This is a genomic window from Apibacter sp. ESL0432 (genome assembly GCF_019469225.1).
Classification (GTDB): domain Bacteria; phylum Bacteroidota; class Bacteroidia; order Flavobacteriales; family Weeksellaceae; genus Apibacter.
In genome coordinates, this window is record NZ_CP048266.1 from 57,545 (window position 1) to 72,152 (window position 14,608).

Below are 14,608 nucleotides of genomic sequence, written 5' to 3' on the forward strand. Positions count from 1 at the left end.
ATAAATTGAAGAAAAATGATAATTCCGGGATAACTTTAAAGTTGCCTGGAATTTTTTTACAGTCAACCCATTTTAATCTTATATGAAGAAACTTTTTTTTGCTTTTCTGATATTCCTTTTTAACATATGTTATTCTCAGACGGTAGAAGAAATAATTAAAAAGCATTTGGAAGTTACCGGAGGAACAGATCATTGGAAAGAATTGAATTCAATAATAATTAAAGGAGATATAATTTTAGGATTAAATGAGTCATATCCTATAGAAATTTATCAGCAGAGGCCTAATCTTAATAAAACTTGTATAGAAATACAGGGAAAAAAAATTATTTTAAATGCTTACAACGGAAAGAAAGCTATACAATATAACTTTCAAACGAATTCCCTTGAAGAAAATAATAATTACGTTCCTGAAGCATTTGAATCGGATTTAATTGATTATTCTGCAAAAGGATTTCTTCCGATATTTCTCGGAGAAGAACGTATTGATAACAAGAATTGTTATAAAATTAAACTAACTAATAATAGAGAATCAGAAATTTATTACTTTGATAAAACCAGCTATCAATTAGTTAGAGAAGATACTTCAAATGAAAGTAAATTGTATTCAGACTTTAAATTAGTCTCCGGACTAATCTTTCCGTATCGTTTGGTTGTAAAAAACAAGGAGGATGACTCAGAATTTATTCTTGTATTTAAATCGCTTGAAATTAACAAGATCATTCCTGAAAAAGAATTTAAATTTTAAGAATAAAGAAAAATTTAAAGCACTCTCATAAAATATATAAAAGAGTGCTTTATTTATTTTAGCTTAAAGGATTACTTCTTAATTACATTTTTGGATATAGAATTACCATTCCCCGTAATATTTATGGTATATATACCCGCAGGATAATTAGTAAGATCTATAGAAAAAAGCTTATTTTTTTCAACTTTTGAAAATAATAAGCTACCGGCCAAATTATAAACTTTAACGTGGCTTGTATTTCCTCTAAATTGAATAGCACCTAAATCGATAGTAAAAACTCCTTCAGAAGGATTAGGGTAAACTTTAAATGTTGGGGTTTCTGAAAAATTTTCATCGGTTTGGAGTTGCTTATAATTCAAACTGCATAAATTCAAAGAAAAAGAATTTAATGTACCAACATCGTTAGCATAATGATCTGCTACTCCTAATAGCCATTCACCGCTATATTTTTTCTTATAAAGTGAATGAATTGCATTACGAGGTTTAATCGTACCTGTAGTAGGAGAAGAACAGTTTACGGCAGCTCCGTTATCATCAAAAGTAACTTTTAAATCTGAATAATATTCACATGAATGATTCCATAAAACAGTTGATTTATAATCCGGACCGGGGTCTTGTAAAACAATGTATAAATCAAAAATATTTGGATGATCTATATCAACAGATACCTGTAAATTAATTAATTCATCATAATTCTCATTTTCAGGAATAATAATTCCCATGGTAGCAAAATCAGAATTTAAATGATCACCATTTCCGTCAGGAATCGGAATCGGAGAAAAGTTTGGCATATATTTTTTACAAATTACTTCCGATTCATATCCTATTGAAAAATATTCGGTTAAGGCAAAATAAATATTATTACTAGCCTCAATCATTATTTTTGCTTTTTTAGCGACAAGATCAGCAGGTAAATCCACAGTTGCATTTCCCGAATTAGGAATATGATCAGCCAGAGGAGTAATAGTTTGCCCCTCATCCGTAACTAATGAAATATTCACATATTGTGTATTAAATGGCTGTGCTGTTGTATTAGCAACATTCCATGCTACTTTAATAGAACTTCCTTTCTTTGCAATATAATCAGCGGTAGGAAATGTTGCGATAAATGGCCCACCACTATCAGAAACCAAAACTTCTTTAGTAACAATCTTAGTCTGAGGTTTATTAGGATTATTATCACGTACGGTTACAGTAAAATTCAGGACTCTTTTAACGTTAGAAACAGTCTCCCAAGTATTTGGAGAGTAACTATCGGTAGTTAAAGCGGGAAAATATCTTCTAGTAGATGAAGTCGGTAAAAAAGACCTGAATATAGGACCGGATCTTTGTGAAGAATCGACTCGAATAACATTTTTACGAGCATTATCAATTTGTTCCCAACAAAAAGTCAGCTCATCCCCATCGGGATCTGTTGTTCCTTCTGCATCCAAGTAAAACCGTGTCCCCATAGGAATGGTCACACTAGAGGGGCCTACATTTACTACGGGGGGATGATTAGGAATTTGATTGATTGTTCCACAGGTTTTACGCTGTAGATTTCTGTTAATTTGCTGAATACTTGCAGAATGAAAATAAGCATCCGAACTTAATTGTACATTGGCAGATGTGATACCGGCATATCCCATTATTGTACTTCCGCTTCCCGGTTCAATATTAACCCCCGTGTTTTCAAGCCAACAAGAAAAAGTATGATTAGCTCCCAACTGATGTCCCAATTCATGAGCTACGTAATCAATATCAAAATGATCTCCTGACGGATTATTATTTGAGGGGGAAGTTATCCCACTACCTTTTCCTACAGAAGTAGGGATTCCATTTCGATCCATCAAAGGACTGACACAAATACACCCTATGCACCCGGCATTTCCTCCTCCACCATTACCGCCAAAAAGATGGCCAATATCATAGTTATCTTCTCCAACCACAGCTGTTAATGTTTTTTGAAGTTCCATATTCCAGTTATCCATTAAAGATGAATCGGAATAAGGGTCCGTATTTGGATCTTCATAAATAAGAGAAATATTATTAATCATTTTAAGATTTACAGCTAGATCTTTTTCCAAAATACCATTCACTCGGGTTAAGGTGATATTTATCTGTTGTAAAGCTCCGGTTACGCCACCAAAATGTTGAGTATATTCACCGGTTACTGAAAGAGCTAATCTATACGTGCGAAATTTTCGATCACCCGATATAATTTTATAAGAACTTGATTCTTCCGAATTAATTTCATCAACCGTATTACAATTGAAATCATTAAAGATGTTTTCCTTTCTAATACGAACAGAATAAACTTCTCCATCGGTTGTATAAGGATCAATGAGCTGAATGATACCCGTATTATCCATAATCATTGAATTGAATTGATTGGGAGAAATACTAAATCGAATATATTTGTTCGTATCATCTATACCGATTCCTGCGTATGAATACAATTCGTATGTATTTTCAATTTCTTCATCCATTACAGGAGCATGATAAACCGAAAATCTTTCTATTTTTCCTTCGGATGTTGGAACGTATACTATGATAGGAGTATGGTTAGTTCCTCTTAATGAGGCCGAATTTAATTGTTTTTTCAAAGAATAAAAATCAACGGTATATAGTTCTTCAATGGGTAAATTGATATTTTCACTTTTTATCTTCTTTCCTGTTAAGCTTGTTCTCTTCCAATAATTTTGTGCTGAAAGAGGAATACTGAACATAAAAACACTAATAATTAATAAGAAAATTTTCATGTATTTCTATTTTGTATGTTATTATGAAAACAAAAATATATATTATAAATTAATAAGCAATAATATTAATGTTTATTTATGATTATTAACTATAAAATTATAAGTTGTAATTTTACTATTAACAGTTTTTAAAAAATAGATAAAATGAAAGTAGGTTTTTTGATTTGTAGTATAGTATAAAACAAAATTATCAAGATAAATAATATAAAATGAAGTCAATAAATGATGGTATTTAATTTTATAAGATAAAATTAGTTTATTTATTGAAAATAAGGTATATGGGATCTCAAATTATTTTTAAAAGAGAAATTATTTATTAAGAAGCAACTTATATCGCAGTTTTAATAAAACGAAAACCTTATATAAATAAAAATTACATAAATATTCTTGCCCAGCTTTCTTTAAGAGGAAGTCTAAATTTTTCTTCGAATTCTTTGGAAGTACTTATAGCAAGGTTATAAATATAGGTTTCAGGAGAAATTTGGGTGGATTTGATTTTTTCCTTGAAAGAATTCATAGGAACAGTAGTAATTTTCCCTTTATCATCTTCATAGCTTACCCATAATCGGTTTAAAAGTTCTAATTGATATTTTTGATCGATTTGTCTAATGCATTGATTCAATTTATCGATAGAACATCCGGTGGCTTTCGCTTGATTTTCATCAACCGCTATAATTATGAATTTATTTTTAATAATCGTAAGCTCAGATTTTAAATCAGCACCATGTGCCGCCCATGTTTTCAAAAAGTCAGTAAGAATTTTGTTGATATCTTGAATTTCTTCAGAGGTAAGAAATCTTCTAGATTGAAAAACCCAGAGCTTAGAAAAATTATTCATAATTTATATTAGAGGTAAACTTTACCTGTATTATTAATGTGAGAATTAGGATACAAATTTAAAAATTAATTTCTCAATTAAGAGTAAACTATTAGAAATAAATAGTAAATTTATAAAGAGTTTTGCTATGTGTCATTAAGGTAAGCAAAGTTTTTAAGAGTAGATAAAATTTAATTTAGGGCTATATATATATGGATTTTGATTTTCATAGAATTAATAAAGATTTTAAAAAGATTAATACGAATATTAGAGTCTATAGTGATCTTCTTATAGAAAAATCTTTAGATGTTTGGAATATAAAAACTAAAGTTGGATTATTCTTTTTTTCATTAGGTATTGCTTTATTAAGTACTTATTTTCTTTCTCCTCAAGAATTTACTAAAGCTCAAGAATACACCCTGTTCATTCTGATGTTTTCAATACTTCTATGGGTTACCGAAGCAATCCCCCCCTTTGCTGTAGGGATTCTGATCACAGGTTTTCTCATTTATACCATGGGGAATATAGAAGGATCAACAATTGATCCGAAAACTATTTCTAATACATGGTCTGATAGTGTTATATGGATTTTCTTGGGCGGTTTTTTTCTTAGTGAAAGTATGAGAAAAACAGGAATAGATATTTCTTTATTTAGAGGTACCATATCTATTTTTGGTAGTAAGCCGTCGCATATGTTGTTAGGAATTATGCTAACTACTTCCTGTTTATCATTAATTATATCCAATACGGCAACGTCAGCTATGATTTTGGCAGCTGTTATGCCTTTTTTAGACAGAGAAGGGAAAGATTCACCCATGACAAAAGCAATATTGATAAGTATACCGGCTTCGGCAACTTTTGCAGGAATGGGCAGCTTAATATCTTCTCCTCCCAATTTGATTGTAGTAGATGTTTTAAAATCCAAAGGAATTGAGGTTTCTTTTTTTGATTGGATGATCTTGGGCTTGCCCGTAGCAATAGTATTGTTGTTGTTCTTTTGGATTCTGCTTAAGCAAAAATATACTTCTAAAGTTGAAAAAATTAATTTAAATTTCTTAGAAGAATTAGCCCCGATTCCCAAAAAGATTAGATTGCAGAGGTTTTTTGTAATACTAATTTTATTTATAACCGTTTTCTTTTGGATGATGGGTTCAAAATTGAAAATCCCAAGTGCAGCCACTTCAGGAATTCCTATTGTTTTCCTTCCTATGTTAGGGATTATAACGGCTGAAGATATAAGAAAACTTCCGTGGGATACCTTAATGTTAGTCGCCGGTGGATTATCACTAGGGATTGCAATAAAGGAATTGCTGGCGCCCTATTATTCCGAATTATTGGGAGATGCATCGTTTAATGAATATTTAATGATGATGATTTTTGCTATAGTGACTGTGATTTTTTCTAACATAATGAGTAGTACGGCTACAGCAACCATCGTCATAAATATTGCTGCGGTAGTACTTCCTCCGGAACAAATATTGCCGATCGGTTTAGTAATTGGTCTTTGTGCTTCATGCGGATTATTCCTGCCCGTGTCAACGCCTCCCAATGCAATAGTATACAGTACAGGGATGCTTAAGCAATCAGACTTTTATTTTGGGGGTTTTTATGCAGCAATAGTAGGAACTATAGTAATCATGGCTTGGGTGTTATTTTTGCAAAATTTTACGGGGTATTTTGAGATGGTCTTAACAAGCAGATAAATAAAATTATATTTACTTAACATATATTTTAAGAAATATTTAAAACAATAATCTGTCAACTTGGCATATAAAGTTTTATCTTTGCAGACTATTTTTATTTTGATTTAGTAATATCCCGGTACTTTTTTTCGTAGGGAATGTTTAAATATGGAAAAAGAAATTATAGAAGGAAGACAAGGAGAAATCTTAATACAAGAAAGTTCTATTAAAAACACCAAAAAAATGTTTTTAGAAAGCTATGGTTGTCAAATGAATTTTTCCGATAGTGAAATAGTAGCTTCAATACTTAGTAACGAAGGATATAATACTACCTCTCAACTGGAAGAAGCAGATTTAGTTCTTCTCAATACTTGCTCTATTCGTGAAAAAGCGGAGCAAACGGTTAGAAAAAGACTTTCTCAATTTAATGCAATAAAAAGAAAAAAGCCGGATCTGGTTATAGGCGTTCTCGGCTGCATGGCAGAAAGATTAAAAACAAAGTTTTTGGAAGAAGAGCATTTAGTTGATCTAGTGGTAGGTCCCGATGCATACAGAGATCTTCCGAACTTATTGAAAAATACGGATGATGGAAGAAATGCCATTAATGTACTTTTATCAAAAGAAGAGACTTATGCAGATATAAGTCCGATACGCTTAGGCGGAAATGGAGTTACAGCTTTTGTGTCCATAACCCGAGGATGTGATAATATGTGTACATTCTGTGTGGTTCCTTTTACAAGAGGAAGAGAACGCAGTAGAGATCCACATTCAATTCTTAAAGAATGTAAAGAGTTGAGAGAAAACGGATATAAAGAAATTACACTTTTAGGACAAAATATAGATAGTTACTTATGGTATGGAGGAGGTCCTAAAAAAGATTTCTTAAAAGCTAGTGAATTGCAAAGAGCAACAGCGATAAATTTTGCACAATTATTGAACATGGTAGCTGAAGCTTGTCCTGAAATTAGAATACGATTTTCAACGTCTAATCCGCAAGACATGCATGAAGAAGTATTGCACGTAATGGCTAAACATGATAATATTTGCAAATACATCCATTTACCTGTTCAAAGTGGGAGCACTACAGTTTTGCAGCGAATGAATCGTCAACACACACGGGAAGAATATATTAATTTAGTGGATAAAATAAGGGAAATCGTACCTGACTGCGCGATTTCACATGATATCATAGCGGGTTTTTGTGGAGAAACGGAAGAAGAGCATCAAGAAACTTTATCACTAATGAAATATGCAAAATACGATTTCGGATACATGTTTGCTTATTCTGAACGTCCCGGTACGTTAGCTCATAAAAAAATGAAAGACGATGTGCCTACGGAAATAAAGTCAAGAAGACTTAAAGAAATTATAAATCTTCAACAAGAACTTTCATTAGAAAGAATGAAAACGTATACTAACAAAGTACACGAAGTTTTGATAGAGGGAACCAGTAAAAAAAGTAAAGATCAATGGTACGGAAGGATTTCTCAAAATGCAGTGGTGGTTTTTACTAAAACAGATCAAACAAAAGTTGGAGATTTTGTTAATGTATTGGTAAATGATTGCACTTCAGCTACCTTGATAGGAGAGATCGCATAACATAAATATTATGGATTCATTACAGGCAATAAAACAAAGATTCGGAATAATTGGAAATAACCTTGCACTTAACAGGGCTTTAGAAAAAGCTATGCAAGTAGCACCTACAGATATTTCTGTTTTGGTAATTGGAGAAAGTGGGGTAGGAAAAGAGTTTATTCCTAAAATAATTCATAATCTTTCACCAAGAAAACATAAACAATATATTGCTGTTAATTGTGGAGCAATTCCCGAAGGGACCATAGATTCAGAGCTTTTTGGTCACGAAAAAGGAGCTTTTACGGGTGCAGATAAAGTTCGTAAAGGATATTTTGAAGTAGCAGATGGAGGAACCATTTTTTTAGATGAAGTAGGAGAATTGCCTTTGCAAACGCAAGTTCGTTTATTAAGAGTATTGGAAAGTGGTGAATTTATGAAAGTCGGATCATCTACTATTCAAAAAACAAATATAAGAATTGTAGCTGCGACTAATGTTAATTTATTAGAAGCAATTAAAAAAGGCAGATTCAGAGAAGATTTATATTACAGGTTAAATACAGTACAGATTGATATACCTGCTTTAAGGGAAAGGAAGGATGATATTCCTTTACTTTTCAGAAAATTTGCAGTTGACTTTTCAGAAAAATATAGAATGCCTTCAGTGAGTTTATCGGAAGAAGCCATGTCCTACATTCAAAATTATTATTGGCCGGGAAATATCCGTCAATTAAGAAATTTTACCGAACAAATTACGGTGGTGGAAACCAACAGGAATTTGTCTATAGATAAGGTAAAAGAATATTTAAAAGACATTCCACAAACCACGTCTTTAGTAAACTTTTCCAAGCAAAATGAAAATCATTCCGATTTTTCCAGTGAAAGGGAAATATTATATAAGTTTTTATTCGATATGAAAAAAGATCTCAACGATTTGAAAGCGTTGACTTTAGAACTCATTAAAAATAAAGGCGATTTGATGCTAAACTCAAATGATCAGGATCTTTTCCAACGAGTATATAAAGATTATGATATTCCTAAATCGGGAGATTCTCTTGTTTATTATGATGAAAAACCCGTCATACCGACAGTTCCTTCATCAGTTAATGAGTATCATGAAATTTTGGATGACTACGAATATGAAGATGTATCCAACAATTCGGAATCTTTATCTTTACAAAGAAAGGAAGAGGAACTTATTAAAAAAGCTTTAGAAAAGTATAATGGAAAACGTAAATTAGCAGCAAAAGAGTTGGGGATTTCGGAAAGAACATTATATAGAAAAATAAAACAATATGATATTGAAGAATAAAATCATATTACTCATAATAGGAATTTTTTTTATATCTTTGTCCGGATGTTATTCATTCACAGGGGCTTCTTTGGATCCCGATATAAAAACTATAGAAATAAAATCATTTCCTAATTATTCAGCTTATCAAAGCCCGAATTTAAGTGTAGATTTTACTACCGCCTTACAAAGTAGATTTAATCAAAGAACGAAGCTTGTAGAGACTAATATAGATCCGGATATCATTTTAGAAGGAGAAATAACTAACTTTTCAACCAGTCCGGTAAATATACAAAGTAATTCCGACGAAGCAACGCAAAACAGATTGACGATAAGCGTTTCTGTTAGATACGAAAATAAAAAGCAGCCTGAAAAGAGTTTCGAAAAAACTTTTTCCGATTATGAAGATTATTCTAGCAAAGAATTATTGATTAACGTTCAAGATGATCTTGCCCAGAAAATCAATCAAAGAATTATTGATCAAATATTTTTAGCGATAGTAGCCGATTGGTAAGTTATGGATAATAGTAGAATTATACAGTTAATAGAAAACCCTGAAAAACTTAAATTTTCCGATAAGAATTATGTGGAAGATTTAATAACTCACTATCCATTTTCTCAATCGTTTCATTTAATTTATTTAAATTGGAAAAATAGATATGTATCAGAACCGTTAACTAATGAAGATATTAAAAAGGTTTCAATTTATACGAACTATCGAGAATTAATAAAAAAATCCATTGATACTAACAAGAAGTTAGTAGAACCAATTACAGCAGAGGAATTGATCGATAAAAAAGAAGATGAAATTTTACAAGCAGATGATAATAAATTTGAAGAAACTATAGTTCTTGAAAATATTGTTAGTAATGAATTTATGGAAGAGGATAGCAGTTTAACCCAATTGAAAGCAATAGATTCAAATTCTGAAATTATAAATGAACAAAAAATATCCGAAGAATTAGTAAATAACAACAATATAGAAATTGAACCTATAGAAGATCATTCTAAAATTCAATTACTTTTAACTAATGAAGATGATAAGGATAATAAGAAAATCTTTTTAAACAGTGATGTCACCTATACCAATATAGAAAAGTTAGGAATATCACATTTATTTACTTCAAGCTTAGAAAAAGAAAATGAAGAAAATTTCGAGAATAGGGAAGAAAGTACTGAAATTGAACATTCGGAAATTGAAGAAGAAGTAAAGGAAGATTTGGTTGGTAATGAAATCAATGAAATTCAGTTAAGCGAACCAAGTATTGAAAACAAACAAGAGGAAATTACTTTGGAATCGGACAAATTAACTTTTAATCAATGGATCTCACTTTCCAAGCAAAAAAAAGCTTTAAAATCTGAAAAAGTAATACCACAACAAGAAAAACAAAATAGCATTATTTCAAATTTTATTGAAAATAATCCCAAGATAAAACCGGTTGCAAAAGACACGAAATATAGTAAAGACGTAGAATTTAAAAAAGAAGAAATTCAGGACATTGCAAATTTAATGACTATTACCTTAGCTCAATTATATGTAGAGCAAGGTAAATATGATACAGCATTAACAGCTTTTAAGATATTAAGTTTGAAATATCCAGAAAAAAGTAGTTATTTTGCCTCGGAAATAAGAAGAATAAAAAAGATAAAAAATTCAAAATAATATGACAGCAGTATATGGAATACTAATGATATTTATCATTATCGCATGCGTTTTGCTAATATTAGTTGTTTTGTCGCAAAATCCAAAAGGAGGAGGTTTAAGTTCAACTTTCGGAGGTAGTGGAACACAAATGTTCGGTGTTCAGAAAACAAATGATTTTATGGAGAAGGCAACTTGGACCTTAGGAGGAGTAATAGTAGTATTGTCAATTTTTGCATCGGTATTGATTGCAAAGCCAACTATATATACATCAACTCCAACCCAAAACTCAAAACAGTCTTCAACCCCTCAACAAGAACAGGCTTTGCCTAAAACTAACGTTAAGTAAAATATACTTGTAATAATTAACACTAAAAATATAGTATTAACAAAGTTCTTAAAAATTTATTGTTGTGTTAGGAAGAAGGCAAATTAGAGAAAAAATTCTACAGGTTCTGTATGCGTATAATATAAGTGGGAATGAGTTAGAATATGTTGAAAATAGAATGTTCCAGTCTATAGATGAGATATATGATTTATATATATATCAACTAAATCTTCTATTGGCTGTGAGAGATTATGCTCTTGAAGTAATAGAAAGGAAAAAGCAAAAACGTTTTGCCACAGATGAGGAAAAAAATCCTAATCTTAAGTTTGTTAATAATAAGATATTTGAGCTGTTAGAGAAAAACAAAGCTAGAAAAGAGTATTCGGACAAACATTTAGAATTATCGTGGCATTTAAATAATAATTATCCGGCAATTATTTTTAAAAAATTTCAAACATCGCGAAGTTATTTAGAGTATATGCAAAGTAAAGAAACAGATTTTGAGTCGGAAAAAAAAGTATTGCTTAAACTGTTTTTAAAGCATATAGCAGATAATGACATCATGTATGAATGGTTTGAGGAATTAAAACTTTCTTGGGCAGATGATGTTCATATTGCCAATAATATGACCCTGAAGACTATCAAGTCTATTGAGGAAGGAGCACCCTTTGATACATTAATTCAAGTTTTAAAATCGGATGAGGGTATTTTATTTGCAAAAAATTTATTCAGGACCACGGTTAAACACTATCCGGAAAGTTTAAAATTAATTGAAAAAAGATCAAATAACTGGGAGTTGGATAGAATTGCGGAAATAGATAAAATCATATTGGCAATGGGATTTACAGAACTCAATTATTTCCCTCAAGTTCCGGCTAAAGTTGTTATTAATGAATGTATTGAATTAGCAAAAGTTTATTCTAGCGCTAAAAGTAATGTATTTATTAATGGTATTTTAGACAGATATGCTAGAGATATGAATAAAGTTTAAACATCCTGAAAAATGAAAAAGTCAGCAGTAATATTTTTATTAATAGGTATGTTATTCACCATCGGTTGCAAAAAAGAAAATTCTTCTCAAAAGCAAATCAAAAGTACCGTACAGGATAATACGAATACTAAAAATACTCATGGTGTACCCAAAATAACCGAAGAATCTATTATAAAATTTAATGAAGATACGTATGATTTTAAGGATATAAAAAGGGGGCAAGAAGTCTCCCATGTTTTTAAATTTACCAATGATGGAAAACGTCCTTTATTAATTTCAGAAGTACGTCCTTCCTGTGGGTGTACCACTCCAAAATATACTAAAGAACCTGTATATCCGGGCAAGAAAGGAGAAATTACAGTTACTTTTGATTCTTCAAATTTTGAAGGAGAAGTACTTAAAACAATAGCTGTTTCAGGAAACTTTGAAACTAAAGTAATTAAATTTCAAGCAAAAGTTAATTAAAAATAAATTTAAATAAAAATGTTAACAATAATTTTACAAGCAAAAGGAGGTTTTATGGAACAAGCAGGAGCATTCCTTCCCCTAGTCCTTCTATTTGTGGTGTTTTACTTCTTTTTTATTAGACCGCAAACAAAAAGACAAAAACAAGAAAAGAATTTTCAAGATAATATAGCTAAAGGAACAAGAATAGTTACCACTTCCGGTATACATGGAAAAGTTGCGGAAATAATGGATGATGGACTTATTATTGAAACTATGGCGGGAAAAATAAAAATCGAAAAATCAGCAATTTCCAGAGAATTGTCTATAGCAAGATATCCGGAAAATGCACCTGCAAAGAAGTAAACGATTATAAATAAATCATAAAGCATATTCTATGGTATATAGAGTATGCTTTTTAATTATATAAAATGAAAGTAGTAGTAGGTTTATCGGGAGGAGTAGATTCAAGTGTTGCAGCATATTTATTGCAACAACAAGGTCATGAAGTTATAGGTTTATTCATGAAGAATTGGAACGATTCTGAATTTACACTGGAAGATGAATGTCCATGGGTAGAAGATAGCAATGATGCATTGCTAATAGCTCAAAAACTTAATATTCCCTATCAAGTCATAGACCTTTCTGAAGTATATAAAGAAAGAATTGTTGATTACATGTTTCATGAATACGAATCAGGACGTACCCCTAATCCGGATGTATTATGCAACAGAGAAATCAAGTTTGATATATTTCTTAAAACAGCTTTATCTTTAGGGGCAGATAAAGTGGCAACCGGTCATTATGCACGTGTTCAATCATTGAATAACGAAGGCCAAACAATTTATCAGCTTTTAGCAGGTATAGATTCCAACAAAGACCAATCCTATTTTTTATGTCAACTTAATCAATACCAGCTTTCCAAAACCTTATTTCCTATAGGAAATTTAACCAAGCCGGAAGTAAGGCAAATTGCAAGTGAAATTGGTTTAGTTACTGCAAATAAAAAGGATTCTCAAGGATTATGCTTTATTGGGAAAATAAGATTGCCTGACTTTTTACAACAAAAATTAAAACCTAAAAAAGGAAATTTGGTTGAAATTTTTTCAGATAATCCTACATATAAAAAAGAAGAACAATCATTTTCAACTAAAAAAGAAGAATTAATTTATTTGTCAACTCCTTTTCAATATACTATAGAGGATGGCAAAGTGATCGGTGAACATTCAGGAGCGCATTATTATACCATCGGTCAAAGAAAAGGTTTAGGAATAGGAGGGCATATCGAACCATGCTTTGTATTAGATACCGATGTACAAAACAATACAATCTATGTAGGTGAGGGTAAAAATCATCCCGGATTATTTAGAAAAGCTCTATTTATAGATCAAAAAGAAGTACATTGGGTTAGAGAAGACCTGCAAATGAAGATAGGAGAAACAATGAGAGTTCGAGTCAGGATAAGATATAGACAATCTTTGCAAGAGGCAATTTTGCATCAATTTGAAGAAGGAATTTTCATTGAATTTGAAAATTTGCAATCAGCAATTACTCGAGGGCAATTTGCGGCTTGGTATGTTGAAGATGAATTATTCGGAAGCGGAGTAATCTCTTGATTTTAATTAGTAATATTTAATCAAAAATTAATTTTAAAATATCTAAAGAAATAGGTTTTTTAAAATTAGACAAATGCATTTCAAAATAAGTTATTATTTCTGAAAGCATCTGTTTACGCTCTGAATTAGTAAAGCAATTTTTTAAAGAGTTAAAATCATAAGAAAGTAATTGCTTCCATAAATGAGCATTTTCTTCCCTTGAAACAGTATCAGCTTTTAAAGAAAAAATACCCTCTTTAATATTAAAATAAGGAAATTCTGAATCATTTTCTAAGGGATAAAACCCAATATATTTCGAAAGATGCAGTAAAAAATAAAGATGGAAATCAGAAAAGTAACTGTCTTTTGTATCTAAATCAATTAAACTGCTTTTAATAAAATTATATAAAGATGTGTCCTGTGCTTCCTCGTTTTTTAGCGTTTGGTTCACCATTTCTCCAATAAACGTTATTATCGAAGACTTGATAATATTTGTATGAATGGTATTGAAAATATGAGCTTGATGAATTTCTTTAATCAACTCTAAAGAATGGTTTTTTTTAGAATAAAAAGTAACTTCAATTTCATTAAATAAAAAGATAAAATGGCTTTTTCTATTTTTTTTAGAAAAAGAATTTTTTAAAATAAAACTTTTATAACCAAAATTTTCGGTATAGCATTTTACAATAAGAGAAGAATCTCCATATTTTAAAAAAGACAATACGATAGCTTTAGTAGTTTCAATCATTTCTTTTAA

14 protein-coding genes are annotated in these 14,608 nt (G+C 30.8%); 11 read left to right on the top strand and 3 right to left on the bottom strand.

Features of this window, described 5'->3' with window-relative positions; genetic code table 11:
- Window positions 1-82 precede the first annotated feature (82 nt).
- Complete coding sequence (locus GYM73_RS00275) at window positions 83-745, top strand: histidine kinase (protein WP_220233773.1); 663 nt, start codon at window positions 83-85, stop codon at window positions 743-745.
- A 71-nt stretch (window positions 746-816) separates the two neighbouring features.
- On the opposite strand, the gene GYM73_RS00280 is transcribed toward GYM73_RS00275, so the two are convergent.
- Window positions 817-3,486, bottom strand: a complete 2,670-nt coding sequence (locus GYM73_RS00280; protein ID WP_220233774.1) for a reprolysin-like metallopeptidase — start codon at window positions 3,484-3,486, stop codon at window positions 817-819.
- A gap of 373 nt (window positions 3,487-3,859) precedes the next feature.
- The gene (locus GYM73_RS00285) at window positions 3,860-4,324 is read right to left on the bottom strand and encodes a hypothetical protein (RefSeq protein WP_220233775.1); all 465 of its coding nucleotides are present in this window, start codon (window positions 4,322-4,324) and stop codon (window positions 3,860-3,862) included.
- A 191-nt stretch (window positions 4,325-4,515) separates the two neighbouring features.
- On the opposite strand from GYM73_RS00285, the gene GYM73_RS00290 reads away from it, so the two are divergent.
- The 10 genes from GYM73_RS00290 to mnmA all read left to right on the top strand — a co-directional run bounded on the left by GYM73_RS00290 (window position 4,516) and on the right by mnmA (window position 13,872).
- Window positions 4,516-6,006, top strand: a complete 1,491-nt coding sequence (locus GYM73_RS00290) for a DASS family sodium-coupled anion symporter (protein ID WP_220233776.1) — start codon at window positions 4,516-4,518, stop codon at window positions 6,004-6,006.
- 147 nt (window positions 6,007-6,153) lie between these two features.
- On the top strand, window positions 6,154-7,584 hold the full coding sequence (gene miaB, locus GYM73_RS00295; protein WP_220233777.1) for a tRNA (N6-isopentenyl adenosine(37)-C2)-methylthiotransferase MiaB: 1,431 nt from the start codon (window positions 6,154-6,156) through the stop codon (window positions 7,582-7,584).
- Between the two features lie 10 nt (window positions 7,585-7,594).
- Window positions 7,595-8,872 carry a sigma-54-dependent Fis family transcriptional regulator gene (locus tag GYM73_RS00300; RefSeq protein WP_105296370.1) on the top strand — a complete coding sequence of 426 codons (1,278 nt, stop codon included), beginning with the start codon at window positions 7,595-7,597 and terminating at the stop codon, window positions 8,870-8,872.
- Window positions 8,856-9,365: an LptE family protein gene (locus GYM73_RS00305; protein ID WP_105296369.1), complete on the top strand. Its 510-nt coding sequence runs from the start codon at window positions 8,856-8,858 to the stop codon at window positions 9,363-9,365. Before GYM73_RS00300 ends, GYM73_RS00305 begins: the two co-directional genes overlap by 17 nt.
- 3 nt (window positions 9,366-9,368) lie before the next feature.
- On the top strand, window positions 9,369-10,514 hold the full coding sequence (locus GYM73_RS00310; protein WP_220233778.1) for a hypothetical protein: 1,146 nt from the start codon (window positions 9,369-9,371) through the stop codon (window positions 10,512-10,514).
- Window position 10,515: 1 nt separating this feature from the next.
- The gene (gene secG / locus GYM73_RS00315; RefSeq protein ID WP_105296367.1) at window positions 10,516-10,842 is read left to right on the top strand and encodes a preprotein translocase subunit SecG; all 327 of its coding nucleotides are present in this window, start codon (window positions 10,516-10,518) and stop codon (window positions 10,840-10,842) included.
- Between the two features lie 64 nt (window positions 10,843-10,906).
- Window positions 10,907-11,812 carry a transcription antitermination factor NusB gene (nusB, locus tag GYM73_RS00320; protein ID WP_105296366.1) on the top strand — a complete coding sequence of 302 codons (906 nt, stop codon included), beginning with the start codon at window positions 10,907-10,909 and terminating at the stop codon, window positions 11,810-11,812.
- Between the two features lie 12 nt (window positions 11,813-11,824).
- Window positions 11,825-12,277: a DUF1573 domain-containing protein gene (locus tag GYM73_RS00325; protein WP_220233779.1), complete on the top strand. Its 453-nt coding sequence runs from the start codon at window positions 11,825-11,827 to the stop codon at window positions 12,275-12,277.
- Between the two features lie 18 nt (window positions 12,278-12,295).
- Entirely contained in the window at window positions 12,296-12,622 is a 327-nt protein-coding gene (gene yajC, locus GYM73_RS00330) for a preprotein translocase subunit YajC (protein ID WP_105296364.1), read from the top strand.
- A gap of 65 nt (window positions 12,623-12,687) precedes the next feature.
- The gene (mnmA, locus tag GYM73_RS00335) at window positions 12,688-13,872 is read left to right on the top strand and encodes a tRNA 2-thiouridine(34) synthase MnmA (protein WP_220233780.1); all 1,185 of its coding nucleotides are present in this window, start codon (window positions 12,688-12,690) and stop codon (window positions 13,870-13,872) included.
- Window positions 13,873-13,888: 16 nt separating this feature from the next.
- On the opposite strand, the gene GYM73_RS00340 is transcribed toward mnmA, so the two are convergent.
- Window positions 13,889-14,599, bottom strand: a complete 711-nt coding sequence (locus GYM73_RS00340; RefSeq protein WP_220233781.1) for a DNA repair protein RecO — start codon at window positions 14,597-14,599, stop codon at window positions 13,889-13,891.
- Window positions 14,600-14,608: the final 9 nt, after the last annotated feature.

Coding starts and splice junctions, on each gene's coding strand:
- GYM73_RS00275 (WP_220233773.1), top strand. CDS start 83: ATGAAGAAACTTTTTTTTGCTTTTCTGATATTCCTTTTTAACATATGT.
- GYM73_RS00280 (WP_220233774.1), bottom strand. CDS start 3,486: ATGAAAATTTTCTTATTAATTATTAGTGTTTTTATGTTCAGTATTCCT.
- GYM73_RS00285 (WP_220233775.1), bottom strand. CDS start 4,324: ATGAATAATTTTTCTAAGCTCTGGGTTTTTCAATCTAGAAGATTTCTT.
- GYM73_RS00290 (WP_220233776.1), top strand. CDS start 4,516: ATGGATTTTGATTTTCATAGAATTAATAAAGATTTTAAAAAGATTAAT.
- miaB (WP_220233777.1), top strand. CDS start 6,154: ATGGAAAAAGAAATTATAGAAGGAAGACAAGGAGAAATCTTAATACAA.
- GYM73_RS00300 (WP_105296370.1), top strand. CDS start 7,595: ATGGATTCATTACAGGCAATAAAACAAAGATTCGGAATAATTGGAAAT.
- GYM73_RS00305 (WP_105296369.1), top strand. CDS start 8,856: ATGATATTGAAGAATAAAATCATATTACTCATAATAGGAATTTTTTTT.
- GYM73_RS00310 (WP_220233778.1), top strand. CDS start 9,369: ATGGATAATAGTAGAATTATACAGTTAATAGAAAACCCTGAAAAACTT.
- secG (WP_105296367.1), top strand. CDS start 10,516: ATGACAGCAGTATATGGAATACTAATGATATTTATCATTATCGCATGC.
- GYM73_RS00325 (WP_220233779.1), top strand. CDS start 11,825: ATGAAAAAGTCAGCAGTAATATTTTTATTAATAGGTATGTTATTCACC.
- yajC (WP_105296364.1), top strand. CDS start 12,296: ATGTTAACAATAATTTTACAAGCAAAAGGAGGTTTTATGGAACAAGCA.
- mnmA (WP_220233780.1), top strand. CDS start 12,688: ATGAAAGTAGTAGTAGGTTTATCGGGAGGAGTAGATTCAAGTGTTGCA.
- GYM73_RS00340 (WP_220233781.1), bottom strand. CDS start 14,599: ATGATTGAAACTACTAAAGCTATCGTATTGTCTTTTTTAAAATATGGA.